The organism is Corynebacterium pseudotuberculosis, from assembly GCF_002155265.1.
GTDB classification, from domain to species: Bacteria; Actinomycetota; Actinomycetes; order Mycobacteriales; family Mycobacteriaceae; genus Corynebacterium; species Corynebacterium pseudotuberculosis.
The window spans coordinates 346842-372543 of sequence record NZ_CP021251.1 but is presented as its reverse complement, the minus strand read 5'-3'; the positions used below and the strand labels follow the sequence as shown (position 1 = coordinate 372543).

Here is a 25702-nt window from a genome sequence, read left to right as displayed (position 1 = left end):
CTTAGGTAGAAAGGCATGTCCATGAAACTAAGAAGCCCCAGCGGGAAATTAGCCGCTGTGTTTGCTGCAAGTGCATTGTTGCTTGCAGGATGCGGTGGCGATTCCTCCACCTCTAAGAATGCGCAGAATGCCGATAGCATCAGCGTCGCTGATTACAACCCTTTGGATCGCGACAAGGTTAAGCAGGGAGGCACATTTACCACTGCTATTGGTGAAATCTCCGAGCAGCAAAATCGCCACCATGCAGACTCCACGCGTTACACCACCATGCTGTGGGAATGGTACAACCCATCAATTATCGAGTCCACTGCTGAGGGCGAGTCATCCTTTAACAAGAACTATGTGACAGACGCCAAGGAAGAGTCTTCGGGCTCCAAAACCAAGATTGTCTATACCATCAATGACAAAGCTGTATTCAATGATGGAACACCCATAGACTGGCATGCCTTTGAGACCACCTGGAAGATCAATAACGGCAAGAATCCCGCTTTTTCCCCTTCCTCTACCGACGGGTATGAAAACATCGCCTCGGTGACTAAGGGAGCTAATGATAAACAAGCTGTCGTAGAATTCGAGAGCACCTACCCTTGGTGGCAGGGACTCTTTGGCATCATCGCTCACCCAGCGTTGAATGACCCTCATAATTACAATGACTATGTAAAGAAAGTGCATCCTGAATGGGGCGCGGGTCCCTATAAAGTGGAATCCATTGATTTCAACCGGGGCGAAGCCACATTTGTTCCTAACGAAAAATGGTGGGGCGATACGCCAAAACTAGATAAGCGTATCTTCCGTCAGATGGACACCGCTGCTGCTGTCAACGCCTTTAAAAACGGCGAGATTGACGCCACAGCCGTCCCGTCGAAAGACCGCTACGCTGCCGTCAAGGATATGCAGGGTATCGAGCTTCGCACTGGTCGCTTGCCTAAGAATGCACTGTTGGTGCTCAACGCCAAGTCCGATGTTTTGCAAGATATCAAGGTGCGCGAGGCAGTATCACGCGGCCTAGACCGTAAGCTTTTGTCCTCAATATGGTTCCAAGGTGTTCCTTACACCGAGGATCCCCCCGGATCTTTGATCAACTTCCCCTTCCAGAAGAACTATCAAGACAACTTCTCCAAGGTAGCTACCTTTGACGCTGGCAAGGCTAAGGCTCTTCTTGATGAGTCCGGTTGGGCTGAGGGCCCTGACGGCATCCGGGAGAAGGACGGCAAGCCGCTATCGCTTCGATATGTTTTAGTTGGTGAAGACGAGCAGACCACGTCTATTGCTAAAGCAAGCCAGAAGATGCTCAAAGACATCGGTATTGACCTGAAGATCGAGACCCATCCGTCTTCTGACTTCTCCAAACTCGTATCTAGTGATGACTACGACATCTTCCCCATCGGTTTCACCGCAAGCGATCCCTTTGGTGTTACGTACTTCGGCCAGACGTATCTCTCTGATTCCCAGCTCAATCGTTCTCACGCTGGAACCCCTGAACTCGATGCTAAGATTCGTGAGCTCCAGGCACTTCCTACTCGTGATGAGCAAAACAAACGTGCAAACGAATTAGAAGTAGAGGCTCTCGCCCGATACGGAGTAATTCCCCAATTCAACGGCGTTAACATCGTAGCGGTGAAGAAGGGGCTTGCTAACTACGGCGCCTATGCTTTTGCAAACGTGCCTGTAGAAAACATCGGTTGGGCTTCCGAATAAAAGTACAAACCGGATCGCAGTTCTGAATATCTCCACTAGTTCACTCTGATCCGGTCTGTTCTCCCAGAACAGCGCATAAGAAAACGCGGTTTGTATCTCAATTTCTCAAGATACAAACCGCGTTTTTGTAATTAGCTAGGAACTAATTCACTGTCAAAGACTACTTAGCCTTCTCGATGATCTCAACGAGACGGAAGTGCTTGTCCTTGGACAGCGGACGAGTCTCCTCGATGCGGACGAGGTCGCCGACGCCGGCGATGCTGTCCTCATCGTGTGCCTTGACCTTCGAGTTAGTACGAATGGTCTTGCCGTACTTGGCGTGCTGCTTGCGGTCCTCAAGCTCAACGACGATGGTCTTCTGCATCTTGTCAGAAACCACGTAGCCGGTGCGAACCTTGCGTGCGCCCTTTTCCTTCTTGTTCACGTTTGCCTCACTCATGTTTAAGCCTCAGCTCCCGGAACCTCGGACAGGCCCAGCTCACGCTCGCGAATAACGGTGTAGATGCGGGCGATGTCGCGCTTTACCGTGCGAAGGCGGCGGTTGTTGGTCAACTGGCCGGTAGCAGCCTGGAAGCGCAGGTTGAACAGCTCTTCCTTAGCCTCGGTCAGACGGGTCTTCAGCTCCTCGGCGTTCAGCTCGCGAAGCTCGTGTGCGGGGGTACCGTTAGCCATTAGAACTGGTCCTCCTTCTTAACGATACGAACTTTGCAAGGAAGCTTCTGGCCTGCACGGCGCAGAGCCTCAAGAGCTACCTCTTCATTCGGGAAGCTCATCTCGAAGAGGATACGACCCGGCTTGACGTTAGCGATCCACTTCTCCACGGGGCCCTTACCGGAACCCATACGAACGCCGAGCGGCTTCTGGGTCAGAGGACGATCCGGGAAGATGTTGATCCACACCTTGCCACCACGCTTGACGTGGCGGTTAATGGCGATACGTGCAGACTCGATCTGACGGTTGGTGATGTAGGCAGGCTCAAGAGCCTGGATGCCGTAGTCACCGAAAGTGATGCGGTTACCGCCCTTGGACACGCCACTACGAGTCGGACGGTGCTGGCGACGGTATTTGACGCGCTTAGGGATAAGCATTCTTAGCCCTCCTGCTTCTGCTCAGCGCGGTTACGACGCTGGCCACCGCGACGCGGGCGTGCGTTGCGGTCACCACGGCGGCGACGCTCTGCGGGTGCATTGATCTCGCTCTCACGACGACCACCGACAACATCACCCTTGTAGATCCACACCTTCACGCCAATGCGGCCGAAAGTGGTGTGTGCCTCGTAGGTGCCGTAATCGATCTCGGCGCGGAGGGTGTGCAGCGGAACGCGACCCTCATGGTAGCGCTCGGTGCGGGACATCTCGGCACCGCCGAGACGACCGGAACAAACAACCTTGATGCCCTTGACCTGTGGCTGGCGCATTGCAGACTGGATAGCCTTGCGCATTGCGCGACGGAATGCCACGCGGTTGGTCAGCTGCTCTGCGATGGACTGAGCCACCAACTGAGCGTTTGCATCAATGTTCTTGACCTCAAGGATGTTGAGGGCGACCTGCTTGCCAGTGAGCTTCTCCAGCTCTTTGCGCAGACGGTCTGCCTCAGAACCACGACGACCAATCACGATGCCCGGACGAGCGGTGTGAATATCGACGCGGACGCGATCGCGGGTGCGCTCGATAACGATATCGGCGATACCTGCACGGTCCAAGGTCTTAACCAAGTACTCGCGGACACGGATGTCCTCAGCAACATACTCGGAGTAGTTCCTGTCGGCGTACCAGTGGGACTTCCACTCGGAAGTGATGCCCAAACGTAGGCCGTGAGGATGGATTTTCTGGCCCACTACTTGGCCCCTTCCTTCTGGCTCTCAACAACCACGGTGATGTGGCTGGTGCGCTTGCGGATCTGGAAAGCACAACCCTGAGCGCGGGGGCTGAAACGACGCATGGTCGGACCCTCGTCGGCAAAAGCCTCAGAGATGACCAGGGAGCGACGATCTAGACCGAAGTTGTTCTCAGCGTTAGCGGCTGCAGAAGCAACGACCTTTGCAACCGGCTCAGAAGCAGCCTGTGGAGCGTACTTCAGGATTGCGAGTGCTTCCTCGATGGACTTGCCGCGGACCAGATCGATCACACGACGTGCCTTCATAGGAGAAACACGGACGAAGCGCGCGGTAGCGCGTGCGGAGGTGACAGATTCACTCATCGCTTATCGACGTCCCTTCTTATCGTCCTTGATGTGACCCTTGAAGGTCTTGGTGGGTGCAAACTCACCGAGCTTGTGGCCGACCATAGAGTCGTCCACGAACACTGGCACGTGCTTGCGGCCGTCGTGGACGGCGAAAGTGTGACCAATGAAGTCCGGGAGAATGGTGGAACGGCGGGACCAGGTCTTGATGACCTGCTTGGTGCCCTTTTCGTTCTGAGCATCGACCTTTGCGAGGAGGTGCTCATCGACGAACGGGCCCTTCTTAAGGCTGCGTGGCATCTAAGTTTTCCTCCTCTTAGCGCTTCTTGCTCTTGTTCGTGCGACGACGCGACACGATCATGTTGTTGCTGTAACGGTTGGGGTTGCGGGTGCGTCCCTCTTTCTTTCCCCATGGGGAAACAGGGTGACGACCACCGGAGGTCTTACCCTCACCACCACCGTGTGGGTGATCGACCGGGTTCATAACGACACCACGGACGGTCGGGCGAACGCCCTTCCAGCGCATACGGCCGGCTTTACCCCAGCGGATGTTGATTTGGTCAGCGTTGCCGACCTCGCCCACGGTTGCACGGCAACGGATATCCACGCGGCGGATTTCCGAAGACGGCATACGCAGAACTGCGTACTTACCAGCTTTACCGAGGAGCTGGATGGAGGCACCAGCGGAACGAGCCAGCTTAGCGCCTGCGCCCGGCTTCAACTCGACGCAGTGAATGGTGGTACCAGCAGGGATGTTACGCAGCGGAAGGTTGTTACCAACCTTGATGTCTGCAGCAGCACCAGACTCGATCATCTGGCCCTGCTTCATGCCCTTAGGAGCGATGATGTAGCGCTTCTCGCCATCTACGTAGTGCAGAAGTGCGATGTTAGCGGTACGGTTCGGGTCGTACTCAATGTGAGCGACCTTTGCGGGAATGCCGTCTTTGTCATTACGACGGAAGTCGATGACGCGGTACTGGCGCTTGTGTCCACCGCCCTTGTGGCGAACGGTGATGTGGCCGTGAACGTTACGGCCGCCCTTCTTAGGGAGCGGGCGAACCAGAGATTTTTCCGGAGTTGAACGAGTGATCTCCTCGAACATGGAAACAGAGCTCTGGCGGCGACCCGGGGTTGTCGGCTTGTACTTACGAATAGCCATAATTTGTCCTTACCTCGAACCTTAAGCGGCGGAGCCGCCGAAGATGTCGATTGCGTCGCTGCCCTCTCGAAGCGTCACGTAAGCGCGCTTGGTTGCCTTGCGTACGCCGTAGCCGGAGCGAGTGCGCTTGCGCTTGCCCTCACGGTTAGCGGTGTTAACGGAAGCAACCTTGACGCCGAAGATCTGCTCGATTGCGATCTTGATCTCGGTCTTGTTGGCGCTAGGAGAAACGAAGAACACATAGGTGTTCTGTTCCATCAAGCCATAAGACTTCTCGGAGACGACCGGGGCGAGAATGATGTCACGGGGGTCTGCGATCTTAGCCATTACTTCTCCTCCTGAGCCGCGCCGGTGACGCGGTTGATGAAGGTGTTCAAAGCCTCGACAGAGAACACAACGTCATCAGACTTGAGGACGTCATAGGTGTTCAGCTGATCAGCGAACAAGATGTGAACGCCGGGCAGGTTACGAGCACTCTTCTGTGCGGTGGTGTCCTCACGACCGACAACGAGAAGAACGTTGCGACGATCAGTGATGCGCTCTACGAAAGCGCGTGCGGACTTGGTGGAAGGAGTCTGACCAGGAACCAGCTCAGTGATCACGTGGATACGCTCGTGACGAGCGCGATCCGACAGTGCACCGTAGAGAGCAGCCTTGATCATCTTCTTCGGGGTGCGCTGGCTGTAATCGCGCGGCTTAGGGCCGTGCGAGATGCCGCCACCGGTGAAGTGAGGAGCACGGATCGAGCCCTGACGAGCGCGGCCGGTACCCTTCTGACGGAACGGCTTGCGTCCGCCACCGGAGACCTCAGCGCGGGTCTTGGTCGAGTGAGTACCCTGACGCTTTGCAGCAAGCTGTGCGTTGACAACCTGGTGCATAAGTGCCACAGAAGCTTCACGATCGAAGATCTCTGCTGGCAGCTCGACTTGACCGTCGGTCTTGCCCTCAGCGGTGAGGACGTCCAACTTTAGGTTGGTCATGCGTGTGCACCGCCCTTCACTGCAGTCTTAACGGTAACGATGCCACCACGGTTGCCAGGGATAGCGCCCTTGATCAGAATCAGGTTGGCATCTGCATCAATCTTCTGAACCTTCAGGTTCTGGGTGGTGACGCGATCATTACCCATGCGGCCTGCCATGCGGGTGCCCTTGAAAACGCGACCTGGGGTAGCGCAGGCGCCGATGCCACCGACGCGGCGGTGTGCAGCCTGGTTACCGTGGGCAGCGCCCTGACCTGCAAAGCCGTGGCGCTTCATAGCACCTGCGTAGCCCTTACCCTTGGTCGTTCCGGTGACGTCAACAAAGGTGATGCCTTCGAAGATTTCAACGGTAACGTCCTGGCCGAGCTCGTATGCAGAAACGTCGTTCATACGGATCTCTGCAACGTGACGGCGGGGGGTAACGCCAGCTTTCTTGAAATGACCAGTTGCAGGCTTGTTTGCCTTGCGAGGGTCGATGTCGCCGTAGGCGATCTGGATGGCGTTGTAGCCATCGGTTTCGATGGTGCGAATCTGGGTGACCACACATGGCCCAGCTTCAACGACGGTAACCGGGATTACTCGGTTGTCCTCGTCAAAGATCTGGGTCATGCCGAGCTTGGTGCCCAGAATGCCCTTGATCTCAGTTTCACTCATAAGTTATTCTCCGCTGCCAAAAATTTCGTCGATCACTGAATATTCACGTCGACGCTGGCCGGAAGGTCGATGCGCATAAGAGCGTCAACCGTCTTCGGCGTCGGGTCGAGGATGTCGATCAGGCGCTTGTGAGTGCGCATCTCGAAGTGCTCGCGAGAATCCTTGTACTTATGGGGAGAACGAATAACGGCGTATACGTTCTTTTCGGTGGGCAACGGCACCGGGCCGACGACGCGTGCACCCGTACGGGTCACGGTCTCGACGATTTTGCGTGCAGACGCATCAATCGCCTCGTGATCGTAGGCCTTCAGCCGAATGCGGATCTTTTGTCCCGCCACGCTTATCCTCTTCCTCGCTTGTCCCACATCCTAGGGATTGGTGGGAATCGCTCTTAATATCTCTATAACGTTGTCCGGACCTTAGGGCCTGGGCGCAACGCCAGTTCTTACTTGACTGTCTATAACGACTTGGTGGAGCTAGCGGGCGTGGACACAAACACACGCCATAGCACCTGACGGGGTACAAGACCCGTATGTCAAGCCGGAAGGGACCTAAATATCTCACGATAAGCGTGGCCCTTACGTACTGCCGCTGTTTATTTGCCATGCCCCTTCACTCCGGCCCTCAAGAAAAACGTGCATTGCACTCAAATCTCTCAAGGATCCTTCCGATTCCCTCATTCGCGTTTCCGCTCAGAGGTTCACCTTAAAGGTGTCATGTTTGCCTCACCAGCAGTAATCCAAAACTTCCACATTTATTCATGCAGCAGTCTTGCATTTACTGTGTCAAAGCAACCTTTGTATTCAAACATCAATAGCCATCCAGCACAACCTTTCTCGGAACTTTATCCACACTTTTAATGTGTTATTCATCACAAGTAAAGATTTTTAGCTTTTCAACGCCCTCCTGCGGCGCGTCACAGCACTATGGCAAAAAGTGTTCACATTGTTATCCACATAGAGGACTCGTCCCCTCCCCTTTTAAGAAAAACCCTTTTAGTATGGAATCCATAACTTCAGGGGCTAGAAAACGGGCTGCGTGCTTACCACGCCGCCACATACAAGGAGGATCCTCTCATGTCCGATGCACAGAATACTCCAGCAGCAGATACCTCAACTGCTGGTTCTCCTACAACGTTGGAGACCACTCATGGCAGAACCGTTATTGAAAACACCGTGGTGGCAAAGATTGCCGGTCTAGCTACCAGAGAAGTGTCAGGAGTCCACGCCGTCGGAGGCAATACCGCACGCGTAGTCGGAGCACTTCGCGATTCCATTCCTGGGTCCCGCACTAATCTTCAGCAGGGCGTTGAGGTGGAAGTTGGAGAGCGGCAAGCGGCCGTAGACGTGGCTATCGTTGCTGAATACGGGGTCGCTATCCATCAGCTGGCCCAAGCAATTCGGCAAAACATTATCAACGCCATTGAAAGAATGACCGGTCTTGAGGTCACCGAAGTCAATGTCACCGTTCATGATGTCCACCTGGATTTCGATGAAGACGAAGGCGAAGCCAACGATTCGCCTACCCATACCCGCGTCCACTAAGGAGCTTTCATAGTGTCAACCCCGCGACCATCGGGGCTTCCCAATCTCCCCTCATATGAATCTGCGCAAGCCTTAGCAGAAAAAATTCTTGGGATTGATGGTGTTGCGGAACTCCGCGGCGGACGTTTTGGTGAAGTCGCACTGCTCTATCCGCGGCACAAAGTCATCGGACTCCGATTAGACGATGCCCAAGGCCATCAGACCCTTGAGGTTAATGTTGCCGCTTATTACGGATATAGTCTCACCGATCTTGCTCAATCAATCGTCGCTGCCGTAACGGATTCTGGACTCTGCGACGCGGCTTCGATTGATGTGGTCGTCAGCGACGTCGTAAAGCTAACCCAGCTATAAGGAGCTTTAATGTTTCAGAATAAAACCCTTCTCGGCGCAATCCTCGGTGTTCTGGTGGCCTTTGCGATCTTATCCGGCCATGTATTCCTGCTCCTCATATTGGCAGTTGCTGGAGGTATAGGTGCTCTTATTGGCGCGCATTGTGACGGAAAAATAAATCTTTACAAGATCTTTCACGACCTCATTGAGAACGTCCGACGCGGAGGTCGCGGATAATGACGCCCCCTCCGGTGACTATTACGGATCGGGCGCTCACCAAACTGGCTAAAGCAGCAGTTCACTCAGTCCCTGGCACAGTCCGCGTTTCCCGTCGTGCCGGTCGCTCGCTTCCGCGTATCGACGTCCGCCGCGATGACCTCCACTCACCGCCCACAGTAGAAGCCTTTATAGCAGTAACGTGGCCCAGCCCAGTAACGGGTGTGGCGGAAAATGTGGCTGCTGCGATTTCCACATGGTTTTCCGCTTACGCAGGTATTCACGATGTTCCCGTGAATGTTGTGGTCACGGCCCTTAATCATGGCACACGCTTCGCGGCTACTCATGAGATACAGCCACCAGAGGTAACACATCCCCAGGTTCCCGATCACCAAGTGCTTATGCCGATCGTTACCGCGCCTCCGCGACCACTTAAGCCAATAGCTATCCGAAGAATCGAGCCAAGGAGGAGTCATGGATAGCCCCAGCCCCACTGCTATCAAAGGGCGTCCTGCCGCCCGCCTTGCCGCGATTCTCATTGGGTTGGCGGCTATAGGCATCGGTTTTGTCGCCGCACGGGAACTCTGGTGGGTACGCACTGAAGGTAACCATCGTCATGCCTGGGTAGATCCAATACTGCGTTTCATTTCTGCAGTCACCTACCAACCCTGGATGTTAGCTGCTGGCGTAGCAACGGCGATCCTCGCTCTAATTTTGATAGCTATTGCTTTCAAGCCTAGGCCTCGGACCCACGTGGCTTTTATCGACGGTGTCACTTGTTATATGCGCCCCCTTGATATCGCTCGCCTAGCCACGCTGAACGCTAAACAAATCCCTGGAGTTACTCAGGCACGCACCACAGTGAATAGTTCCGCCCGCTCTATTAGGGTGGTGGCATCCATCGATTCTCAACACCTCGACGAGGTCAAAAAGTATGAAGAACGCATTCGTTCTGTCGTTGAGCCCATCGCCCTCAAACTGCAAACACATCCCAAGCTCAAAGTTGTAGTAAGAGGTGAAGGTTAATATGAAACGCTCTACAGCCAGTTTTGACCGTCTCCTCTGCATCCTCGTCGGTGTTCTTCTCGGCGCTCTAGCGGTATGGACTATTGCCCTAAAATTTGATCTTCTGTGGGCGCAACAGCTCGCTGATCTCGCCGAATTTCCTCAATGGCACCAAGCTTCTCAGCAACGTTGGTTCGATGTCGCTTTGTTTTTCGCTGCGATTTTTTTCCTAATCAGCGGCATATGGATAGTAGTTGCCAATCTGCGCCGCAATCATATTTCTCGCGTCACTCAAAACAATGGGAAAATTAGCGTCAATATAGATCACATAGCAGAACTAGCAGCCGAGGACTTAGAAGAGCTCGAACCCGTCATTTCCGCCCACGGACATGTGGAAAGCCGTGGGCAGGAAACAGTCATTATCCTCGATATCTTATTAGAGTCAGTGCCACATGCGCTGAGCATTCAACAGTCCCTTCAACAGCTAGACCAGGACGTTGCAGTAGCCTTACCAGAAACTCCCATTCGTACGGAATATCGCGTACATATGGCTAAAGTTGAGGATTAAGAACAGAGTCGGTTTACCCCAACGACGCCCCGCGAAAGATCAAGAGTCACTGGAGTTCTTTCCCTGAAAACAAAGAACTCTACAGTGGGCTCAAGGATCATGCCTCGAGTACTCAGAGCATAAGTAAAAGCACCGACTTCCTCAGCCAAGGATAATCGTTGCTATAGCAGGCAACTCCACTATGTTTTGTTCTCTAGTGAGTAACCTTGCTGGTTTTCCTTCCCCCGGCACCCAAGCCCGCGGAACCTGATAGTCCTTAGTCACCAGATCACGACGCCTGCGCACAAAATGGCGAGCATGGTGTCCCCTTTGTAGGATCACGGAGGCGTCGACAAGCTCAATCACGCGGGTATCCATGCCTTCCACCACCATGGTCTTCTCAATACGATGAATCATATCCAGCCGGTGTTCGATGCCTTCACGATCCTTTAGCACTAGAGGTAACCCCACCTGTGCTTGGACAAGGGACTCATAGTTCCACCAGATAGGTTGCTGCCAACCGCGAAGCAGCACAACCTGCTCGGAAGTGAGCACCGCGGTGGTGCCGTTGGCAAGCAGCACACTGTGTTGCCCGGCGACTTTGGAGAGCGCTCCCGGATAGGTAGTGGAAATCATCATACATATATCCAGGGCATCACTATCTGAAATTCCCCACGTGAGACCATGGGCGTTCAACATGCCCATGAGCGCAGCAAAATCCAAATCCGGCTGCCCTTCCCACACTTCTCGGACGGCATCAAGCATTCTATCCATGTGGGGGCGATCCATCATGGCTACCGATCTTATCCCATAACACAAAAAATCCGCCCTGGTACATTGACCAAAGCGGATTTTTAAAAGCCTAGCAGCGAACTGCTAAAAGATCATTACTTGATGATCTTGGTGACGCGGCCAGCGCCAACGGTGCGGGAGCCCTCGCGGATAGCGAAGCGCAGGCCCTCGTCCATAGCGACAGGCTGGATCAGGGTGACGGACATGTCGACGTTGTCGCCAGGCATAACCATCTCGGTGCCCTCAGGAAGCTTCACAACACCGGTAACGTCGGTGGTGCGGAAGTAGAACTGAGGACGGTAGTTGTCGAAGAACGGGGTGTGGCGGCCGCCCTCGTCCTTGGAAAGGACGTAGACAGAGCCCTCGAACTCGGTGTGAGGAGTGTAAGCGCCTGGCTTAACAACAACCTGACCGCGCTCAACGTCTTCGCGCTTGATACCACGGAGGAGGAGACCACAGTTGTCGCCAGCCTCGGTGTAGTCGAGAAGCTTACGGAACATCTCGATACCGGTAACGGTGGTCTGGGTGGACTTTTCCTTGATACCGATGATCTCAACGTCCTCGTTGACGTTCAGCTGGCCACGCTCAACACGGCCGGTAACAACGGTGCCACGACCGGTGATGGTGAAGATGTCCTCGATAGGCATGAGGAATGGCTTGTCGGTCTCGCGCTCTGGATCCGGGATGGAATCATCGCAAGCCTGCATGAGCTCGAGGATGGACTTGGTCCACTCCTCGTCGCCCTCAAGAGCCTTCAGAGCGGAGATGTGGATGATAGGAGCCTCTTCATCGTAATCCTGCTCAGCGAGCAGCTCACGGATCTCCATCTCGACGAGCTCGATGATTTCCTCATCGTCAACCATGTCGCACTTGTTAAGAGCAACAAGGATGTAAGGAACGCCAACCTGGCGAGCGAGCAGAACGTGCTCACGGGTCTGAGGCATTGGGCCGTCGGTAGCAGCAACCACGAGGATTGCGCCGTCCATCTGAGCAGCGCCGGTGATCATGTTCTTGATGTAGTCGGCGTGACCCGGAGCATCCACGTGTGCGTAGTGGCGCTTCTCGGTCTGGTACTCAACGTGGGAGATGTTGATCGTGATGCCACGCTCTTTCTCCTCCGGTGCCTTGTCAATGGCGTCGAAGGCGAAAGCCTCGTTGAGATCCGGGTATGCGTCAGCCAGAACCTTGGTGATAGCAGCGGTAGTGGTGGTCTTGCCGTGGTCGACGTGACCGATGGTACCGATGTTAACGTGCGGCTTAGTACGCTCGAACTTAGCCTTTGCCACTGTGTGTCCTCCTGGACTTCGTGGTGGCTACGATTTCGCAGCCACGAGTTGACAGTTGCTGTACATTCTGACCGCTAATTCGGCAGTCTGGCAGTACAGCTATTTACTAATGTGCCAGTTACATGATCCTAGGGTCACACGGTGTTTTTATCAAACCACCGAAGGATCCAGATGGATCTTACAGGGTAACGGCCGGCTCAGCATTCCATAGGCTGAAACACTCAACGAGCCGCTACCCCTTTTCGTACCGCCCTTTTCCTTCACCAGCACAGGAAGGAAAAAGGCATAGTACGAGAAGGCTTAACGCTTAGGCAGTGCCGTTGCGCTCAGCAACGATCTCGGTTGCTACGTTGGTCGGAACCTCTGCGTAGGAATCGAAGATCATGGTGTAGTTAGCACGGCCCTGAGTACGAGAACGCAGGTCACCGACGTAACCGAACATCTCAGACAGCGGAACCTTTGCCTTGACTACCTTGGCGCCAGCGCGGTCGTCCATAGCGGAGACCTGGCCACGGCGAGAGTTGATATCGCCGATAACGTCGCCCATGTACTCCTCAGGAGTAATAACCTCAACAGCCATCAAAGGCTCAAGGAGAACTGGCTTTGCCTTTGCCACAGCCTCTTTCAGAGCCTGAGAACCAGCAAGCTTGAAGGCCATTTCAGAGGAGTCAACCTCGTGGTATGCGCCGTCGATAAGCGTTGCCTTGATATTTACCAGCGGGAAGCCAGCGAGGTAACCATACTGCATTGCATCCTGGATACCTGCGTCCACGGAAGGAATGTATTCCTTCGGGATACGACCACCGGTAACAGCGTTCTCGAACTTGTAGATTGCGGACTCGCCCTCTTCCAAGGTCTCCTGCTCAGGAGCGTAAGGCTCAATACCGATGATGACCTTAGCAAACTGACCAGAACCACCAGTCTGCTTCTTGTGGGTGTATTCAAGCTTCTCGACGGGCTTGCGGATGGTCTCGCGGTATGCAACCTGCGGGTTACCAACGTTAGCTTCGACCTTGAATTCGCGCTTCATACGGTCAACGAGAACGTCGAGGTGAAGCTCGCCCATGCCGCCGATAACGGTCTGGCCGGACTCTTCATCGAGCTCAACGGTGAAGGTCGGGTCTTCTTCAGAAAGCTTCTGAATAGCGGTACCGAGCTTCTCCTGGTCAGACTTGGTCTTTGGCTCGATGGAAACCTTGATCACAGGATCCGGGAAGTCCATGGACTCGAGGATGATCTGGTTGTTCTTATCGCAGAGGGTGTCACCAGTAGTGGTGTCCTTCAGGCCGATGAACGCGTAGATGTTACCAGCGCGTGCCTCGTCAACAGGGTTCTCCTTGTTGGCGTGCATCTGGAACAGCTTACCGATGCGCTCGTTCTTACCCTTGGTGGAGTTTGCAACCTGAGCGCCAGGCTCAACGATGCCGGAGTAAACGCGGACGAAGGTGAGCTTGCCAAAGAACGGGTGAGCTGCAATCTTGAACGCAAGAGCAGAGAAAGGCTCGTCGACTGAAGGCTTACGAACCAAGTCCACAGACTCGTCGCCGACCTTGTGGCCGTGAACTTCTCCGATGTCCAATGGGGTTGGGAGGTAATCAATAACAGCGTCGAGCAGTGGCTGAACGCCCTTGTTACGGTAAGCGGTACCGCAAAGAACTGGGTAAACCTCAGAGTTAACGGTCAGCTTACGAATACCAGCCTTAAGCTCCTCGATGGTGAGCTCCTCGCCACCGAAGTACTTCTCCATGAGAGCCTCATCGGACTCAGCAACGGTCTCAACGAGCTTCTCACGGTACTCAGCAGCTTTATCAGCCAAGTCAGCTGGAATTTCCTCGATGACTGGCTCAGCGCCGGTCTCGACCTTGCCGCGCCACGTGATGGCCTTCATCTCAAGAAGGTCAACAATACCATCAAAGTCATCCTCAGCGCCGATAGGCAGCTGCATGACCAATGGCTTAGCACCGAGACGGTCGATGATGGTCTGAACGGTGAAGTAGAAGTCCGCACCGAGCTTGTCCATCTTGTTCACAAAGCAGATACGGGGAACGTCATACTTAGCAGCCTGACGCCACACCTGCTCGGACTGCGGCTCAACGCCTTCTTTACCGTCGAACACTGCAACTGCGCCGTCAAGAACGCGAAGGGAGCGCTCAACCTCAACGGTGAAGTCCACGTGGCCTGGGGTGTCAATGATGTTGACCTGGTTGCCGTTCCAGAAACAGGTAACAGCAGCCGAGGTAATGGTGATGCCGCGTTCCTTCTCCTGCTCCATCCAGTCGGTGGTGGAAGCACCGTCGTGGGTCTCGCCGACCTTACGGTTGATGCCGGTGTAGAAGAGGATGCGCTCGGTGGTGGTGGTCTTACCGGCGTCAATGTGGGCCATGATGCCGATGTTGCGGACCTTGTTCAAGTCCTTAAGCACTTCTTGTGCCACAGTTGTCCCTAACTTATGTAGCCGGAGTGGTCTTTTACTCTAGCGCGTTAAACGCTCAAGGAAGACGCACTCACTGCACGGATAGTTCGTGTTTATTCTGCCAAAAACTCGTTGAATTCTCAGCCGAGTTCCAACAAAACGTGAAAGTTTACGAGATCTTTCCTATGGAAAAGTGACCCAACTGGCGGCGCGTAGCTTCTCACATCTCCTTGTCGCCGTGGTTTTACACTTGCGCAACGAGGGTGAAAACTCTGAGCCATCCCAGTCGGGTCACAATACGCATACGAATTACCAGCGGTAGTGAGCGAAGGCGCGGTTGGCCTCAGCCATCTTGTGGGTGTCCTCGCGACGCTTCACGGAAGCACCGAGGCCGTTCGCTGCATCGAGAATCTCATTAGCCAGGCGCTCGATCATGGTGTTCTCGCGACGCTGGCGGGTGAAGGTAACCAACCAACGCAGAGCCAGGGTGTTTGCACGGCCCGGGCGAACCTCAACAGGAACCTGGTAGGTAGCGCCACCGACGCGGCGGGAGCGAACCTCAAGATCAGGCTTGATGTTGCCAAGAGCCTTCTCGAGGGTAAGAACCGGATCAGTACCGGTCTTTTCCTTGCAGATGTCTAGTGCGCCGTAAACGATACGCTCAGCGGTGGACTTTTTACCGTCCAACAGAACCTTGTTTACCAGCTGAGTAACAACCTCAGAGCCGAAAACTGGGTCTTTAACGATAGGACGCTTGGGAGCTGCATTCTTACGCATTGATTACTTCTCCTTCTTTGCGCCGTAACGGGAGCGAGCCTGCTTACGATCCTTCACGCCCTGGGTATCCAGTGCGCCACGGATGATCTTGTAACGAACACCAGGAAGGTCCTTCACACGACCACCACGCACGAGCACCATGGAGTGCTCCTGGAGGTTGTGGCCCTCACCTGGGATGTAAGCGGAAACCTCAATACCCGAGGTAAGGCGCACACGGGCAACCTTACGCAAAGCGGAGTTCGGCTTCTTAGGAGTGGTGGTGTACACACGAGTGCACACGCCACGACGCTGCGGGGAGCCCTTGAGGGCTGCAGTGGAAACCTTTGCAGTCTTATCGTGGCGGCCCTTGCGGACCAGCTGCTGAATAGTAGGCATAGCCGTCTTTCTCAATCGGTACTTTTCTTCGAAGCTGAAAACCTCGAAGAAGTTATCGCTTCATGTGCCTGGCTAGTGCGGAACAGGGCCTAAAAGACCCTAGACAAACCAAAAAAGGGGCTCTTTTCCGGGGCCGCTTCCGCATTTACCACAACGCTTCAATCCACTGTGGGCGAGTACGTAATCCCTCAAAAGATCACATGCCAGCACCAACCAGGCAAAACGTCAGGCTCCCACCATCAAACACGTGGGACTAGCACACAACCTACAGCATCCAAATCTCACAAGCAAGCCACAGCAGCTTCAACAGCGATTATCGTTTTTGAGAACGCTAGCCCCCCTACCCACCAACAAGAGCCCTAAAAACTTTCCAGCGTTCTCAAAAATGACATTTTTACCATCTGGACGACCAAATCCCCCGAACTCCGAGTAAGCCTACTCCCCTGCTAAAACCACAACCCCCAACCCGGAAGAACGAGCGCCCTCGTAAAAATCAGTGAAGGAACGGATAGCCTCCCCCAGGCCGGCTTCCCGCACCGCAGCATCATCCACCGAAGAGAGGTCCGAAAGCACTTTTTCTACTCGCTGAGGGGCAACAATCCCCACCATCGGGTCCCCCACAATAATTTCTTCTCCATCAACCGCCGCAGTGCTCAGCCCCTCCGAATGCAGAAACTCTTGCACATCCATCCATGCAGCAGCCACGTCGAAAAGCTCTCCATGGTCTCCCATATATAGAGCCTCTACCAGGTCATCGTCTTTGATACGAAGGTCGTCAAGAATCCAGTCCTCGACTGCCACATAAGAGTTGTAAGACATATTCATTCCTTCATCATTTTTTATTGCAGTCGCCGAGATTACTCGCAACAGCATCAAGAGTGTCACTCCACGCCATTAAAGCCGACACCATCGCACATAGTAAGGCAATTCAAATCACAGTTACGTGATAGAAATGAATTAGACGACAAATATCACCCACACAAGATGCACTAACGTTTCCGCAAGGCAAGCTACGGCAATACCACTACATATAGTAATTGGCGACAATTCAACAACTATATACTGTAGTTACATGGGGATAATTCCGCCTATGTTATTTCCTATGACCGAATCCCACGTTAACTCCCGCTCTACTATTGAGGAATACCTCGACCGATCGGATTGGCGCGTCAACGCCAACGCCAACCAGGATTATTCCCTAGGCGGAATGATCCTCAATTCTGCGGGAAAGATCACCGCCAACTACTGGCTGGATAACGTTTTCAGCCCAGAGGCCGGACAAGCCCATCGCGATGGCACCATCCATATTCACGATCTGGATATGCTTTCCGGATATTGCGCAGGGTGGTCTTTGCGCCAACTCCTAGAACAAGGTTTCAACGGAGTCTCAGGCACAATCTCTTCCCATCCCCCAAAGCACTTCTCCTCCGCGTGCGGGCAAATAGTCAATTTCCTTGGGACCTTGCAAAACGAATGGGCCGGGGCCCAAGCATTCAGTTCTTTTGACACATACATGGCGCCCTTTGTTCGACTAGATAACCTCAGCTATAACGACGTTGTCCAGCAGATGCAAGAGTTCATTTTCAACCTCAATGTACCCTCACGCTGGGGAACGCAGACACCGTTTACCAATCTCACTTTCGACTGGACCTGCCCCGAGGATCTGCAAGATCAGGTTCCTTTTATCGGCGAGGAGCCACAGCCTTTTACCTATGGCGATCTGCAGTCAGAGATGGACATCATCAACCGCGCATTCATTGAGGTCATGAGCGCAGGAGATGCGGACGGCCGCCCCTTCACCTTCCCGATCCCCACGTATAACATCACCAAGGACTTCGACTGGGATTCGTCGAATTCTAAGGCTCTTTTCACCATGACTGCGAAGTATGGGCTGCCCTATTTCCAGAACTTTATTAACTCCGACCTTGATCCCGGCATGATCCGTTCCATGTGCTGCCGCCTGCAGCTCGATCTCCGCGAGTTGCTCAAGCGAGGCAATGGGCTATTTGGTTCAGCAGAGCTGACCGGTTCCATTGGTGTGGTCACCCTCAACTGCGCTCGCTTAGGATACCTCCATGCCGATGATGAGGAAGGCCTTCTGGCGAACGTGGATAAGCTCGTTCAGCTGGGCATAGAAACCCTCGAGCGCCGTCGGGCTTTTGTGGCAAAACAAATGGATGCAGGTCTCTATCCCTACAGCTCGCGATGGCTCCCCAGCTTGGACAATCATTTCTCCACTATCGGCGTTAATGGATGCAATGAGATGATTCGTAATTTCACCCATGATGCCTACGATCTCACCGACCCCCAGGGCCACGCACAGGTAGCTCGCCTACTTGATCACATCAACGATTTATTGGTTAAAGCCCAAGAACGCACAGGCCACCTGTTCAACCTTGAAGCCACTCCCGCCGAGGGCGCCACTTACCGACTGGCTAAGGAGGATATTAAGCGTTATCCCGGAATCCTTCACGCAGGCACGGAGGAAGAGCCTTATTACACCAATTCCTCCCAGCTACCAGTGTCTCATACCCCAGACCCCTTTGAGGCCCTTGCGCTCCAGGAAGATCTGCAATCTAAATACACCGGCGGAACCGTGCTCCACCTTTATATGGGCGCGGCGATGAGCGACGGTGAGGCGTGTGCAAAACTCGTCCGGCGCTCCTTGGAAAACTTCCGGCTTCCATACGTCACTATCACTCCGACATTTTCTATCTGCCCCACTCACGGCTATATCTCTGGTGAGCATCCAGAATGCCCCGACTGCGGCGAACACACTGAGATGTGGACCCGAGTAATGGGCTACTTCCGCCCGGTTCAGAGTTTTAATACTGGAAAGAAGGGCGAGTTCCATGAGCGCACCTACTTTGCAGAAACGCTTGCTTAATCAAACAGCTGCCGAGCTGCCAATTGCGGGGATCATTCCTTTCTCTGCAACTGACTGGCCAGGAAAGCTGGTGGCGGCGGCCTTTACACAGGGCTGCCCCCTACGGTGTGTGTATTGCCATAATTCGCAGTTACAGGCCTTCACACCCGGCGCGCACTCGCTTGCGGAGTTTCTCTCCCTCTTGAGCTCTAGGCATGGGCTTATCGACGCCGCCGTCATCTCAGGCGGCGAGCCCACCGCAGTCCGTGGTCTAGGAGATGCTATTGCGGCTATTCATAACATCGGTTTTCCCGTGGGGATACACACCTGTGGTTATGCCCCAAGCCGCATTGCGGAACTGCTACGAGACCCTGCTACAACTCCAGACTGGGTTGGACTAGATATCAAGGCACTACCCAGGCATATGCGTGAGGTCACGGGCTGCTCTCCTCGGGTAGCAACCGCTGTCTGGGACTCGCTGCGGATTCTGCAAGAATCCGAGATTGATGTGACACTCCGGACCACTCTGTGGGAGGGCTCTGTCATTGAGCAAAACATCGACGAGCTACGTTCTGTGGTTAAGAATCGCAGCATGGATTCATCCGTGGAGCTCGTCATTCAACATGCACGGGCTGCTGATGGAAGTCCGTGGACACCTGATTGCTGCTTTTAAATATCACCAAAGAACAGCGCGCCGACTCCTATCGCTGTAAGTAACGCGACCGCAAAGGTAAGCGGGACAAAACGCGCAATAAAACCATTACCCCATGCGCCGCGTTGCATCGCCATAAGTTTGACGTCCACCATCGGCCCAACTACTAAAAATACGAGCTGGGCTGTGGGTGGCATCATGGTGAAAGAAGCCGCGATAAACGCATCCGCCTCGGAACATAAGGCAAGGAGCACAGCCAATACCGCCATAGCTAGACAGGCAAGCACGGGCTTATCACCAAGAACGAGAAACCAATCCCTGGGGATAAAGAGCTTAAGCATCCCTGCGAGCAAGGCTCCCAGGACAAGGTAGCCTCCAGCGTTGAGGAGGTCGTGGAGAAAAGATTCTCTCAATCGTTCCCATGCGGAGGGCGCATGATGCTGATGCTCGTGTGAGCGGGATTCTCCAGAAGATAGCTCCGCACGCCCGCTAATCCATATCCACCCCACTAACACCGCTGCGCTAAGGGAAGCCACAAATCTGGCAAGCATCATACGAGTGTCTCCGCCAAAAGCAACCGCAGTGGATACCAGCACTACCGGATTAATCGCGGGACTGGCAAGGAGGAAGGCGAGAGCCGCAGCAGGGGGTACTCCTCTGCGGATAAGAGACTGGGTGATCGGCACTGATGCGCATTCACAGGCTGGGAGCAGCATCCCGGAGGCGGCCGCTGTGGGAACGGCGAGGTGTTGGGATCGTGGTAGGCGTCGAAAAGCTGCCTCAGGAACAAATACCTCGATGAATCCTGAAATGATCACCCCGAGGATAAGAAAAGGAATCGCTTGCAATATGATCGCAATGCTTATCTGCGCCCATGCCTCTGCTATGCCATGCAGTTGAATCAACGGCCCAAAGATGAACAATGCGATAAGAATCAAAAGAGCTGCAACCGCTCCGTACTGGCCAAGTCCCTTCCTCATAAGTAAGGCTGCTCCGGCTGCGGGATTTGTGTAGCGCGGTCCACTTTAAGTACAGGGAACTGGGGGTTAAAGCCTTCTGGCGGAGCTATGACCTCGGCGGTGATCTCATACCACTCGTCTTCTACGAGTTCTGTTGCCCCCGCCAATGATGCGGTATAAGCCATCGCATCTGCGGCACAACAAAAAATCTTATATCGGCTAAGCCGCCATGTGCCGTCTATCGAGCGCGAAGCAAACCCCGCCACAGACACAGTCTTAGCAAGCATCGACGTATTATCTGAACGCAAAAACCGCGCCGTGAGCTCCTCTAGAGTGATCTCGTTTGTGCCATAGCCACGCAATGGTTCCATTGCTAGATCATCTAAAGAGTTTCTCCGTACTGTCGCACTGGTACTTTCCGCGGTATAGCGTAACGACGCCGCCCCCAGCGCAGTCGGTGCGCAAAGCGCTACGAGTATCACTGGGATCAACAGCAGCCAGGAAGTAGTGTGCATGGGAGAATGCGAACACGGATACCGGCGTGCGCTATATATGCTCCAGCAGCCAAGTCCTATCAACAGCACACCGCTCAATAAGGTCCAAGGGCGAAAGGCCGGTTGAAGGTAGTTGTTAATGCCCCCGGTTATTGACTCCGTAAGCAGCAGCACCCCAAGAGCTGCAATCACAAAAGCGCCAACGGCAGTGCCCTTGGCTGGTCCCGTGTGTGACTGCCCAATATTCATATATTAGAGGGTGCAGCCTTTCTTCCAACCTGGCAAGTCCGCCCCCTGACTTTATCGGTTAACTGTGCAGACTGCACCGTCATACGCTTGCTGTTAGCGCTGCTGGCTTTTATCAGTCCTGCTAGCGGACGTCTCTTTTCGCGTTGACCCATAGCCCTAGGAGTAGTGACACAACGGTCCAGGCCACGATAATGCCTATGTTGTAGCCCAACGGTTGTACATCCATAAAGTCCCACCCAATGGAGGAAAACTCAGCGTTGTCTTTTCCATACTTGGCTAGCTGACTGACGCGCTCTCCAGGAGTTACTAGCCATAATGGCATAAATGCAGCGATCTGTGATGCAGCTACGGTGATCAGGCGCTCGATGGCTAAGAACCAGGCAAGTGGTACTGCCATGGCAGCAACTCGGTTACGAGTCAGAGCAGCTACGCCTATCGCGATAAAGCTAAATACCAGGAATAACACGCCATCCACCAGGATCAACACGGTTTTTTCATTTACCAATGTGATCTTAGGAAAGACAAGAAAAACCAGGTAGATAAGCCCCACTCCCACTAGGTAGTTGATCAGAAGAAAGCCTGATATCACGAGTGTTCGTGCATTAAACCACAGGCTGCGCCGTGGTTGAGTTAAGAAGGCTTGGGCGTGCATCCGATCATTGAACTCCCCCGCCATGGCTGAAGCGCTAAAAGATACAGCCAGCATTACAAAGATCATCGCGCCGGGAAGGGCAAATCCCCAGTCATAGTCTGAAACCTCGCCGCTAAACAGGCCTATGAGCACGACGGGGCCGTAGAGTGAGCCGGTAAGGAGAATCGCCCATACCCAGGTGCTGCGTAACGTTAATAATTTGGTTATTTCTGAGCGCAAAGCATTTATCATGTGGTTATTGATCCCTTCATTTCTATGAGTAAAAACTGTTACTGGGTAGCGCTCAAAGCTGTGTCTCCCACAGCACTATCCACGGCCTGTTTGGTGCGATATTCCTGTACCTCTGCGGTAGCTGCGAGGAACCTTTGCTCTAGGTTGTCCTGAATGGTGCTTAGACCAAGAACCGGAAGCTGAGCTGCCAAAGCAGTCATGGCTACCGTCGTGCGCACCGCCTGCTCGTCTGCGTCTTTATCTACGTTGACGCTAAATCCCGCGGCTTCTTGTAGATCTACAATCTCAAACCCCTGGCTCTGCAGTTTCGCGGCAAGCTCAACAGCATGCGGCGTTTCTACCTGCACCCGGGTGCCATCCGCCAGAAATTCTTCCAGAGAATACTCACCGATCATGTGTCCTCGACCGATCACAACCAATCGATCCGCCGTCAGCTGCATCTCCGAAAGTAAGTGGGAAAAAACCAAGACGCTTCTCCCCTCACGCGCCAGACTGCGGATAGTATTCCGCATCCAGCTCACGCCCTCCGGGTCAAGACCGTTGACAGGCTCATCGAGGATAAGGTGCTGTGGGTCCCCCCAACAGGGCAGCGGCAACACCAATACGCTGTTTCATCCCTAGGGAATAACCACCGATTTTCCCTTTAGCTGCTTCTTGCAACCCCACGATGTCCAGGCATTCTTCCACTCTGTTATCGGAGATACCCGCGCCTCGCGCGAGCACCCGGAGGTGATTACGGCCTGATCTAGCTGGATTAAACCAACTAGAATCAAGAATTGCACCAGCCATTTTTGGCTTATCATTTACGTTGGCAAACGTTCCCGTATACGTATCAGTGGAAAACTCAACATCGCCGTGCGTAGGCCTATCCAAGCCAAGTATGCACCGCATCGTTGTTGATTTACCGGAGCCATTCGGTCCTAAGAATCCAGTCACGGTCCCATCAGGAACCGTGAAACTCAAATCAGCAATAGCCGTCTTGGACCCGTATTTCTTACTCAGGTGTCGAACTGTAATCATGCTTTCCATGATTCTTTAATTATTCACTTGTGTAATCCTGCCAGGGGCCGATCTTTTATGTCACCCCTAGGTATGACTACACACAAGCGCAATCCCCCTTATTACTCACGATTCTATTGCGCACAATATTGTTCTTCCTCCCCTAATAGCACAGCTTTTCCTAACATCATGATGCGGGAAATAAGGACGAGCCACACTATGTAAATGCGTTGCCAAAATTTCTCAATTTCTAGCCCTATCCGCTTAGAAAGAAATCTCCCCAGATAGGGATAAAACGCATACGGAATCACAGAAACTCTTTTATTCAACTTCTTTAGGAGATCAAAACATATTGTGCACAATGAAAAAATTGTGTGCAATATAATTCAATGAGTTCATAGAGTACAATATCTTTCTCACCTCGAAAGACACTTCATTTACGGTGAAGTTCGAACACTAATTTATAGCGAGAATTCGGAATCATTGGAGGAAGAATTACTTACTATGCTTCACCATAGATCAATTATCTAAAAGCGCATCTTGGGTAACCACTCCGCGTTTAAAAGCAAACAACACCGCGTGGACTCGATCACGCGAACCAGTTTTGGTAAGAACCCTTCCCACGTGCGTCTTTACTGTTGGCAAAGAGATAAAGAGTTCCGCGGCAATCTCTGCATTGGATTTACCCATCGCAATCAACTCAAGAATTTCTAACTCACGCGGTGTCAGCGGCTCAATGAGGTCCTCATTTATATGTTTAAGACCATCGGGCTTCTTATCCGTCTGCCCAGATCGTATTCGCCGAAATAATTTGGCGGTAGCCGCCGGGCTAATCACCGCGCTTTGTTCGCCCACCGATCTGACCGCCTCAATGAGCTCTTCCGGTGCGGTATCTTTAAGCAAGAAGCCTGACGCTCCATTTTCCACAGCTTCCATCACGTAATTTTCGCTATCAAAGGTGGTCAGGATAATCACTCGAAGCGGCTCGTCGTTAGGCCCCATGAGGCCTCGTGTTACCAGCTCTTTAGTGGCAGATATGCCGTCCATGATAGGCATCTGCACATCCATTAACACAACGTCAACAGGTTCTACTTCTATGCGTTCCAACGCTTCTGCCCCGTTGTTTGCTTCCCATGCAATCTGAATATCATCTTGCGAGCTAAGCACCATATTAAATCCGGCTCGCACCAGCTGCTGGTCGTCGACAAGCCCTACGTTAATCATTTTCCCTTAACCTCTACAACGGAATTTCAACATTCACGCGCCAGCCGCCGGCATTGCTTAACGACGCACCCCACGTTGCCTTCCCACCATGCAACAAAGCACGCTCTTTGATACCTGATAAACCGCGTCCAACAGAATCGGACTTGTAGTTCACCAAGGCCTCGCCGTGCGCATTATCCACTGAAATATGCAAAGTTTTGTCTTTGGGTACTCCCCAATCCAAAGTAACATCAACCACCGTTTTTCCTGCGTGTTTGAGCACATTGGTCAGAGACTCTTGGATAACGCGGAAAACCGTCAGCCCACGTGACTCATCTACTGCTACTGGCTCGCCATACACTGAAAAATTTACTTGCAAACCGGCGGAGCAGGCCTCATCTATAAGCCTGCCTATTTCAGCAAAACCAGGCGTCGCATTGATTTCTCTTTCGTCTTTCTCACCCGTGGCCTCTCTCAACACAGTAAGCAAACCCCGCATTTGTGATAGCGCGTCGCGCCCTACCGAGGAAATAGTTTCTAGTGCCTCAATAGCAATCATGGGGTCTTTCTTCCCCGCGTATCGCCCACCGTCTGCCTGCGCGATTACTACGGTCAAAGAATGTGCCACAATGTCGTGCATCTCGCGCGCAATGCGATTTCTTTCTGCTAACGCCGCCAGCTCAGCTTTAGCGCGCAGCTCCTCCAGCGCCTGATTCTTGCGCTTGGTGTTAAGTCCTATCTGCCACCACAGAGAAATAGAGATGATGATAATAATTAGAACCCCGGCTCCCCCAACCCAAAAATTCGGTTCTTTCACCGCGTGACTGGTAAGAAATGCTTTCCCCCGCAGCGCGTTGCTCAGAGGAATCAAAGTCAGGCCTATAGCGCTGCCAAAGACAAGCGCTATTCCCCACGCCCATCTATGCCGCTGAATATAGGCAGAAATAAACCAAGACTGATAGCAGACGACCACATAGCCCAAAGGGGCCACCAACGGAGGACCCAAGGCAAGAAGTAGCAATGCAGCTATCACAATCCCCAGGCCCAGGATCTTGCGAGCTCGCTGAACAAGCAGTCCTATGAAAAGCGCACCCCCGCCAATCCACAATAAAATAAAAACTACTGAGTGATAGACCAGCGCGCTATGAGGGCCCTCTGGTCTCATCATGTTCTGCACAGCCATGAGGAAGAGGAACCCTCCTACAAGAATCTGAGTTATGAGCTGCAGCCAGAATCCATGATCCCAGATCCATCCGTGCGCACCTATGCGCCGTGTGAGTGCAGAAAAATATTTCATGATAAACAAAAGCTATAACAACTGAGTAGTTGTATGCATCCGTCCACAGTATGAGTATCCCAACTTATCCAGAGCCCCCCCGCATAGCAAAAGCTCCCCAGTAGTCAGATCTAATTTCTTAGACCAACTTCTGGGGAGCTTTTA

General features: G+C 53.3%; 32 protein-coding genes and 1 pseudogene. 9 read left to right on the top strand and 24 right to left on the bottom strand.

The genetic code is table 11. From position 1 onward, the window contains the following. The first annotated feature begins 21 nt into the window (after positions 1-21). Positions 22-1698 carry an ABC transporter family substrate-binding protein gene (locus CpATCC19410_RS01845; RefSeq protein ID WP_014300464.1) on the top strand — a complete coding sequence of 559 codons (1677 nt, stop codon included), beginning with the start codon at positions 22-24 and terminating at the stop codon, positions 1696-1698. 160 nt (positions 1699-1858) lie between these two features. Here CpATCC19410_RS01845 and rpsQ read toward each other — a convergent pair whose 3' ends face one another. Genes rpsQ through rpsJ form a run of 11 tightly spaced genes read right to left on the bottom strand, consistent with a single transcriptional unit; the run spans position 1859 to position 7009 of the window. Then, positions 1859-2137 carry a 30S ribosomal protein S17 gene (rpsQ, locus tag CpATCC19410_RS01840; RefSeq protein ID WP_013241211.1) on the bottom strand — a complete coding sequence of 93 codons (279 nt, stop codon included), beginning with the start codon at positions 2135-2137 and terminating at the stop codon, positions 1859-1861. 2 nt (positions 2138-2139) lie between these two features. Beyond that, on the bottom strand, positions 2140-2370 hold the full coding sequence (gene rpmC / locus CpATCC19410_RS01835) for a 50S ribosomal protein L29 (protein WP_004566751.1): 231 nt from the start codon (positions 2368-2370) through the stop codon (positions 2140-2142). Then, positions 2370-2786 carry a 50S ribosomal protein L16 gene (rplP, locus tag CpATCC19410_RS01830; protein ID WP_013241210.1) on the bottom strand — a complete coding sequence of 139 codons (417 nt, stop codon included), beginning with the start codon at positions 2784-2786 and terminating at the stop codon, positions 2370-2372. Before rplP ends, rpmC begins: the two co-directional genes overlap by 1 nt. 2 nt (positions 2787-2788) lie before the next feature. After that, positions 2789-3535, bottom strand: coding sequence for a 30S ribosomal protein S3 (gene rpsC, locus CpATCC19410_RS01825; protein WP_013241209.1), 747 nt, complete (start codon positions 3533-3535; stop codon positions 2789-2791). Next, positions 3535-3897 carry a 50S ribosomal protein L22 gene (rplV, locus tag CpATCC19410_RS01820; RefSeq protein WP_013241208.1) on the bottom strand — a complete coding sequence of 121 codons (363 nt, stop codon included), beginning with the start codon at positions 3895-3897 and terminating at the stop codon, positions 3535-3537. Before rplV ends, rpsC begins: the two co-directional genes overlap by 1 nt. 3 nt (positions 3898-3900) lie before the next feature. Next, complete coding sequence (gene rpsS, locus CpATCC19410_RS01815; protein WP_013241207.1) at positions 3901-4179, bottom strand: 30S ribosomal protein S19; 279 nt, start codon at positions 4177-4179, stop codon at positions 3901-3903. Between the two features lie 16 nt (positions 4180-4195). Next, positions 4196-5038 (bottom strand): 50S ribosomal protein L2, encoded by an 843-nt coding sequence (gene rplB, locus CpATCC19410_RS01810; RefSeq protein ID WP_013241206.1) that lies wholly within the window; start codon positions 5036-5038, stop codon positions 4196-4198. 21 nt (positions 5039-5059) lie between these two features. After that, positions 5060-5365, bottom strand: a complete 306-nt coding sequence (rplW, locus tag CpATCC19410_RS01805; RefSeq protein WP_013241205.1) for a 50S ribosomal protein L23 — start codon at positions 5363-5365, stop codon at positions 5060-5062. Then, entirely contained in the window at positions 5365-6018 is a 654-nt protein-coding gene (rplD, locus tag CpATCC19410_RS01800) for a 50S ribosomal protein L4 (protein ID WP_013241204.1), read from the bottom strand. The genes rplW and rplD overlap by 1 nt, the downstream gene beginning before the upstream one ends. Further along, positions 6015-6671 carry a 50S ribosomal protein L3 gene (gene rplC / locus CpATCC19410_RS01795; protein ID WP_013241203.1) on the bottom strand — a complete coding sequence of 219 codons (657 nt, stop codon included), beginning with the start codon at positions 6669-6671 and terminating at the stop codon, positions 6015-6017. Before rplC ends, rplD begins: the two co-directional genes overlap by 4 nt. 32 nt (positions 6672-6703) lie before the next feature. Further along, positions 6704-7009: a 30S ribosomal protein S10 gene (rpsJ, locus tag CpATCC19410_RS01790; protein WP_003854291.1), complete on the bottom strand. Its 306-nt coding sequence runs from the start codon at positions 7007-7009 to the stop codon at positions 6704-6706. A 738-nt stretch (positions 7010-7747) separates the two neighbouring features. Between rpsJ and CpATCC19410_RS01780 the strand changes: the two genes are divergently transcribed. From CpATCC19410_RS01780 to CpATCC19410_RS01755, 6 genes are read left to right on the top strand one after another with little or no spacing between them, the layout of a single operon-like run. Then, positions 7748-8215 (top strand): Asp23/Gls24 family envelope stress response protein, encoded by a 468-nt coding sequence (locus tag CpATCC19410_RS01780; RefSeq protein ID WP_013241202.1) that lies wholly within the window; start codon positions 7748-7750, stop codon positions 8213-8215. A gap of 12 nt (positions 8216-8227) precedes the next feature. After that, positions 8228-8566 carry an Asp23/Gls24 family envelope stress response protein gene (locus CpATCC19410_RS01775; RefSeq protein ID WP_013241201.1) on the top strand — a complete coding sequence of 113 codons (339 nt, stop codon included), beginning with the start codon at positions 8228-8230 and terminating at the stop codon, positions 8564-8566. Positions 8567-8575: 9 nt separating this feature from the next. Continuing rightward, complete coding sequence (locus CpATCC19410_RS01770; RefSeq protein WP_013241200.1) at positions 8576-8782, top strand: hypothetical protein; 207 nt, start codon at positions 8576-8578, stop codon at positions 8780-8782. Continuing rightward, entirely contained in the window at positions 8782-9243 is a 462-nt protein-coding gene (locus CpATCC19410_RS01765) for an Asp23/Gls24 family envelope stress response protein (RefSeq protein ID WP_013241199.1), read from the top strand. The genes CpATCC19410_RS01770 and CpATCC19410_RS01765 overlap by 1 nt, the downstream gene beginning before the upstream one ends. Further along, complete coding sequence (locus tag CpATCC19410_RS01760; RefSeq protein ID WP_013241198.1) at positions 9236-9787, top strand: DUF6286 domain-containing protein; 552 nt, start codon at positions 9236-9238, stop codon at positions 9785-9787. Before CpATCC19410_RS01765 ends, CpATCC19410_RS01760 begins: the two co-directional genes overlap by 8 nt. Position 9788: 1 nt before the next feature. Beyond that, positions 9789-10334, top strand: coding sequence for an Asp23/Gls24 family envelope stress response protein (locus CpATCC19410_RS01755; protein ID WP_014300463.1), 546 nt, complete (start codon positions 9789-9791; stop codon positions 10332-10334). Here CpATCC19410_RS01755 and CpATCC19410_RS10790 read toward each other — a convergent pair. The 7 genes from CpATCC19410_RS10790 to CpATCC19410_RS01725 form a co-directional block, all read right to left on the bottom strand. After that, entirely contained in the window at positions 10331-10483 is a 153-nt protein-coding gene (locus CpATCC19410_RS10790; protein WP_013241196.1) for a hypothetical protein, read from the bottom strand. The genes CpATCC19410_RS01755 and CpATCC19410_RS10790 overlap by 4 nt on opposite strands. Further along, positions 10476-11105, bottom strand: a complete 630-nt coding sequence (locus CpATCC19410_RS01750) for a hypothetical protein (protein ID WP_014522346.1) — start codon at positions 11103-11105, stop codon at positions 10476-10478. The genes CpATCC19410_RS10790 and CpATCC19410_RS01750 overlap by 8 nt, the downstream gene beginning before the upstream one ends. 95 nt (positions 11106-11200) lie before the next feature. Then, positions 11201-12391: an elongation factor Tu gene (gene tuf / locus CpATCC19410_RS01745; RefSeq protein WP_013241194.1), complete on the bottom strand. Its 1191-nt coding sequence runs from the start codon at positions 12389-12391 to the stop codon at positions 11201-11203. Between the two features lie 307 nt (positions 12392-12698). Then, complete coding sequence (gene fusA / locus CpATCC19410_RS01740; RefSeq protein WP_013241193.1) at positions 12699-14825, bottom strand: elongation factor G; 2127 nt, start codon at positions 14823-14825, stop codon at positions 12699-12701. Between the two features lie 288 nt (positions 14826-15113). Then, complete coding sequence (gene rpsG / locus CpATCC19410_RS01735; protein ID WP_013241192.1) at positions 15114-15581, bottom strand: 30S ribosomal protein S7; 468 nt, start codon at positions 15579-15581, stop codon at positions 15114-15116. Positions 15582-15584: 3 nt separating this feature from the next. Beyond that, a complete protein-coding gene (gene rpsL / locus CpATCC19410_RS01730) occupies positions 15585-15956 on the bottom strand; it encodes a 30S ribosomal protein S12 (RefSeq protein ID WP_013241191.1) in 372 nt (123 codons plus the stop codon). 435 nt (positions 15957-16391) lie between these two features. Beyond that, positions 16392-16775 (bottom strand): hypothetical protein, encoded by a 384-nt coding sequence (locus tag CpATCC19410_RS01725; RefSeq protein ID WP_014300461.1) that lies wholly within the window; start codon positions 16773-16775, stop codon positions 16392-16394. 271 nt (positions 16776-17046) lie between these two features. Here CpATCC19410_RS01725 and CpATCC19410_RS01720 point away from each other — a divergent pair, with 271 nt between their 5' ends. After that, positions 17047-18843 carry a ribonucleoside triphosphate reductase gene (locus CpATCC19410_RS01720; protein ID WP_013241189.1) on the top strand — a complete coding sequence of 599 codons (1797 nt, stop codon included), beginning with the start codon at positions 17047-17049 and terminating at the stop codon, positions 18841-18843. Continuing rightward, positions 18809-19495, top strand: coding sequence for an anaerobic ribonucleoside-triphosphate reductase activating protein (locus CpATCC19410_RS01715; RefSeq protein ID WP_038615785.1), 687 nt, complete (start codon positions 18809-18811; stop codon positions 19493-19495). Before CpATCC19410_RS01720 ends, CpATCC19410_RS01715 begins: the two co-directional genes overlap by 35 nt. On the opposite strand, the gene CpATCC19410_RS01710 is transcribed toward CpATCC19410_RS01715, so the two are convergent. The 6 genes and pseudogenes from CpATCC19410_RS01710 to CpATCC19410_RS01680 form a co-directional block, all read right to left on the bottom strand. Further along, complete coding sequence (locus CpATCC19410_RS01710; protein ID WP_014400980.1) at positions 19492-20454, bottom strand: permease; 963 nt, start codon at positions 20452-20454, stop codon at positions 19492-19494. The genes CpATCC19410_RS01715 and CpATCC19410_RS01710 overlap by 4 nt on opposite strands. Continuing rightward, complete coding sequence (locus CpATCC19410_RS01705) at positions 20451-21176, bottom strand: TIGR03943 family putative permease subunit (RefSeq protein ID WP_014400979.1); 726 nt, start codon at positions 21174-21176, stop codon at positions 20451-20453. Before CpATCC19410_RS01705 ends, CpATCC19410_RS01710 begins: the two co-directional genes overlap by 4 nt. Positions 21177-21297: 121 nt before the next feature. Then, a complete protein-coding gene (locus CpATCC19410_RS01700) occupies positions 21298-22059 on the bottom strand; it encodes an ABC transporter permease (protein ID WP_013241185.1) in 762 nt (253 codons plus the stop codon). 38 nt (positions 22060-22097) lie between these two features. Further along, positions 22098-23088 (bottom strand): annotated as a pseudogene (locus tag CpATCC19410_RS01695) (ABC transporter ATP-binding protein). Positions 23089-23577: 489 nt separating this feature from the next. Continuing rightward, positions 23578-24282, bottom strand: coding sequence for a response regulator (locus tag CpATCC19410_RS01685; protein ID WP_014400978.1), 705 nt, complete (start codon positions 24280-24282; stop codon positions 23578-23580). Between the two features lie 13 nt (positions 24283-24295). Next, positions 24296-25558: a sensor histidine kinase gene (locus tag CpATCC19410_RS01680; RefSeq protein WP_014300457.1), complete on the bottom strand. Its 1263-nt coding sequence runs from the start codon at positions 25556-25558 to the stop codon at positions 24296-24298. Between the last annotated feature and the right edge of the window lie 144 nt (positions 25559-25702).

Excerpts from the sequence above, each read along its gene's own strand:
- rpsL (WP_013241191.1), bottom strand. The coding sequence starts at position 15,956 with ATGCCTACTATTCAGCAGCTGGTCCGCAAGGGCCGCCACGATAAGACT.
- CpATCC19410_RS01705 (WP_014400979.1), bottom strand. The coding sequence starts at position 21,176 with ATGAATATTGGGCAGTCACACACGGGACCAGCCAAGGGCACTGCCGTT.
- CpATCC19410_RS01755 (WP_014300463.1), top strand. The coding sequence starts at position 9,789 with ATGAAACGCTCTACAGCCAGTTTTGACCGTCTCCTCTGCATCCTCGTC.
- CpATCC19410_RS01750 (WP_014522346.1), bottom strand. The coding sequence starts at position 11,105 with ATGATGGATCGCCCCCACATGGATAGAATGCTTGATGCCGTCCGAGAA.
- CpATCC19410_RS01770 (WP_013241200.1), top strand. The coding sequence starts at position 8,576 with ATGTTTCAGAATAAAACCCTTCTCGGCGCAATCCTCGGTGTTCTGGTG.
- CpATCC19410_RS01715 (WP_038615785.1), top strand. The coding sequence starts at position 18,809 with ATGAGCGCACCTACTTTGCAGAAACGCTTGCTTAATCAAACAGCTGCC.
- rplW (WP_013241205.1), bottom strand. The coding sequence starts at position 5,365 with ATGGCTAAGATCGCAGACCCCCGTGACATCATTCTCGCCCCGGTCGTC.
- rplV (WP_013241208.1), bottom strand. The coding sequence starts at position 3,897 with ATGAGTGAATCTGTCACCTCCGCACGCGCTACCGCGCGCTTCGTCCGT.
- CpATCC19410_RS01765 (WP_013241199.1), top strand. The coding sequence starts at position 8,782 with ATGACGCCCCCTCCGGTGACTATTACGGATCGGGCGCTCACCAAACTG.
- CpATCC19410_RS01680 (WP_014300457.1), bottom strand. The coding sequence starts at position 25,558 with ATGAAATATTTTTCTGCACTCACACGGCGCATAGGTGCGCACGGATGG.
- CpATCC19410_RS01700 (WP_013241185.1), bottom strand. The coding sequence starts at position 22,059 with ATGATAAATGCTTTGCGCTCAGAAATAACCAAATTATTAACGTTACGC.
- rplD (WP_013241204.1), bottom strand. The coding sequence starts at position 6,018 with ATGACCAACCTAAAGTTGGACGTCCTCACCGCTGAGGGCAAGACCGAC.
- CpATCC19410_RS01720 (WP_013241189.1), top strand. The coding sequence starts at position 17,047 with ATGTTATTTCCTATGACCGAATCCCACGTTAACTCCCGCTCTACTATT.
- rplC (WP_013241203.1), bottom strand. The coding sequence starts at position 6,671 with ATGAGTGAAACTGAGATCAAGGGCATTCTGGGCACCAAGCTCGGCATG.
- rpsS (WP_013241207.1), bottom strand. The coding sequence starts at position 4,179 with ATGCCACGCAGCCTTAAGAAGGGCCCGTTCGTCGATGAGCACCTCCTC.
- CpATCC19410_RS01685 (WP_014400978.1), bottom strand. The coding sequence starts at position 24,282 with ATGATTAACGTAGGGCTTGTCGACGACCAGCAGCTGGTGCGAGCCGGA.
- rplB (WP_013241206.1), bottom strand. The coding sequence starts at position 5,038 with ATGGCTATTCGTAAGTACAAGCCGACAACCCCGGGTCGCCGCCAGAGC.
- rplP (WP_013241210.1), bottom strand. The coding sequence starts at position 2,786 with ATGCTTATCCCTAAGCGCGTCAAATACCGTCGCCAGCACCGTCCGACT.
- CpATCC19410_RS01710 (WP_014400980.1), bottom strand. The coding sequence starts at position 20,454 with ATGAGGAAGGGACTTGGCCAGTACGGAGCGGTTGCAGCTCTTTTGATT.
- CpATCC19410_RS01725 (WP_014300461.1), bottom strand. The coding sequence starts at position 16,775 with ATGTCTTACAACTCTTATGTGGCAGTCGAGGACTGGATTCTTGACGAC.
- CpATCC19410_RS01760 (WP_013241198.1), top strand. The coding sequence starts at position 9,236 with ATGGATAGCCCCAGCCCCACTGCTATCAAAGGGCGTCCTGCCGCCCGC.
- rpmC (WP_004566751.1), bottom strand. The coding sequence starts at position 2,370 with ATGGCTAACGGTACCCCCGCACACGAGCTTCGCGAGCTGAACGCCGAG.
- CpATCC19410_RS01845 (WP_014300464.1), top strand. The coding sequence starts at position 22 with ATGAAACTAAGAAGCCCCAGCGGGAAATTAGCCGCTGTGTTTGCTGCA.
- CpATCC19410_RS01780 (WP_013241202.1), top strand. The coding sequence starts at position 7,748 with ATGTCCGATGCACAGAATACTCCAGCAGCAGATACCTCAACTGCTGGT.
- rpsQ (WP_013241211.1), bottom strand. The coding sequence starts at position 2,137 with ATGAGTGAGGCAAACGTGAACAAGAAGGAAAAGGGCGCACGCAAGGTT.
- rpsG (WP_013241192.1), bottom strand. The coding sequence starts at position 15,581 with ATGCGTAAGAATGCAGCTCCCAAGCGTCCTATCGTTAAAGACCCAGTT.